The sequence below is a fragment of the Pseudemcibacter sp. genome, assembly GCF_965661635.1.
Lineage (GTDB): Bacteria > Pseudomonadota > Alphaproteobacteria > Sphingomonadales > Emcibacteraceae > Pseudemcibacter.
This window is the reverse complement of sequence record NZ_CBFIEP010000049.1, coordinates 1-2,145: the sequence shown is the minus strand read 5'-3', so window position 1 is coordinate 2,145 and position 2,145 is coordinate 1. Positions and strand designations below refer to the sequence as shown.

The following is a 2,145-nucleotide window of genomic DNA, read 5'->3' as shown; positions in this document are numbered from 1 at the left end:
GCCTTTTGCCATGCCACCTGGAACTTTTATGTTAAAAAAATCGGTGGTGGCCGTGAACTCGTTTGGTTGATTTCGCTTATTTCCAATATATTTTATTTGCCTTGGGTGGTTTATATCTTTTGGGTTGAAAAGCCAGACATTGGTATGTTTGAAATATATTGTGTTCTTGTTAGTTCCATCTTGCATACGGTTTATTTTTTATTGCTTCAACGTGGTTATCGCCATGGTGATTTATCGCTTGTTTATCCTTTGGCGCGTTCAACGGGGCCGATTATTTCAATGATATTTGCGGTATTATTTTTAAATGAAATTATCACGTCACAAATCCTTTCCGGGGGTTTGATTATTATTACGGGTATATTCTTTTTAACGGGCGGTTTTAAAAAACGAGCGAAAAATGTTACGGCGTCAATCGGGTATGGTTTGCTGGTTGGTTTCTTTATCGGTAGTTATACGGCCTGGGACGCTTATGTGGTGTCGGTTATTATGCTTTCGCCCGTACTGCTTGATTATGCATCAAACACATTTCGTATGGTTATTTTTTCCCCCGTGGCTTATCAGCGATGGGATATTGTGAAAACCCAGTGGACCGATCACAAACTGGGTGTGATCTTAATCGGGGTTTTAAGCCCGCTTTCTTATATCTTATTCCTTTATGCGATTACCTTTACACCCGTCACGTTACTAGCGCCGGTGCGGGAAACAAGCGTGCTTATATCCGTATTGATGGGCAGCATCATACTTGGGGAGGGCGATCTAAAACGTCGCCTTTTCTGGTCAGTGATTATTTTGGGTGGCTTGGCATTGCTTGCGACCGCATAAATCTTTACTTCTGATCAAGGCGCATTTCGATGCGTCTGTTTCTTTGGTAGGCGGCTTGGGTGTCGGCGGGATCAAGTGGGTGGAATTGGCCGAAACCTGTGGCGGCGAGACGTTCTGCGGGGATGCCTTGACTAATGAGATATTTAACAACTGAGAGCGCACGCGCGGTTGAGAGATCCCAGTTTGATGGGAATTGAGCCGTGCGGATCGGTAATACGTCCGTATGGCCATCAACACGCAGTATCCAATCAACATCATCCGGAATAGTTGACATAATTGCAGAAAGGGTTTCTGCGAGCTTTGCCATTTCTTCTTGACCGCCAGCACCAAGGGTGGCGGAGCCGGAGCCAAACAGCACTTCAGATTGGAAGATAAAACGGTCACCCTGTATGCGAATATCCTGACGATCGCCAAGCGCTTGACGGAGCCTGCCGAAAAATTCTGATCTGAATTGATTAAGTTCACTAACCTTAGAGGCGAGGGCGGTGTTTAAGCGCGAGCTTAGATTTGTGATAACCGCTTGTTGTTCTTTATCTTTAGCTTCTGATGCTTCGAGTGCCTCGTTAAGGGCGGCGAGTTGTTGACGGAGACTTGCGAGCTGACTATTAAGAAGCTCAACCTGATCCTGTGCGCGTTTTGAAAGTTCACGTTCCTCAGCTAAATTTTCCATAGCGACGTTGTATCGACCTTGAAGATCGCTGATGGTTGATTGTTGTTCATTGTTAGAGCGACTAACACGGCCCGATATGCCCTCTGCTTCGGCGATGTCGGCTTCAAGTTCAAGAATGCGGCGCTGCATTTCTTCACGTGAACTGTCAGCAATTTGAAGGCTTGCGGAAAGCTGCGACACATTTGCGCGCAGGTCGTCATTGGCTTGACGCTGAAGGTTTAAAAGATCAGAAAGTTCAAGAACCTTTGTTTGTAGTCTTTCGAGGGCTTCATCACGACCGGAGAGGGCCTGACCTAGGAAAAATTGCGCCAGAGCAAAGATAGAAAGCAGAAAAATAATGACAAGGAGAAGTGTGCTCAAGGCATCAACAAATCCAGGCCATGTATTATCGCTAGCACCGCCTGGGCGACGACGTCCTTTGCTAAGAAGCGCCATTGTTAATCTTCCCTCTTAGCGGTTAATGCGGGTTTTTTATCAGATTTTGGCTTAATTTCTGGCATTTTATAATCACCCTCAGCAGCACTTTCTTTTGGTTCTGGTGCCTTAGGTGCGGCGGCTTTTGGCGCATCTTTTGTTGCTTCTCTGGTAACCGTTGCTTTAACGCGCTGCTTTGTTGGCATTGCTGCGGCGGCCGATCCGTCCATTGCCGCGCT

Annotated in this window: 2 protein-coding genes and 1 pseudogene; 1 reads left to right on the top strand and 2 read right to left on the bottom strand. The window is 46.4% G+C overall.

Annotated elements, in window-relative coordinates; translation table 11 throughout:
* A partial coding sequence (locus ACTF6W_RS03680) for an EamA family transporter (protein ID WP_438993190.1) occupies positions 1-822 on the top strand: 822 nt, incomplete at its 5' end.
* Between the two features lie 4 nt (positions 823-826).
* On the opposite strand, the gene ACTF6W_RS03675 is transcribed toward ACTF6W_RS03680, so the two are convergent.
* Complete coding sequence (locus ACTF6W_RS03675) at positions 827-1,927, bottom strand: peptidoglycan -binding protein (RefSeq protein ID WP_438993189.1); 1,101 nt, start codon at positions 1,925-1,927, stop codon at positions 827-829.
* Positions 1,928-1,929: 2 nt separating this feature from the next.
* Positions 1,930-2,145 (bottom strand): annotated as a pseudogene (locus ACTF6W_RS03670) (hypothetical protein); the annotation flags it as partial.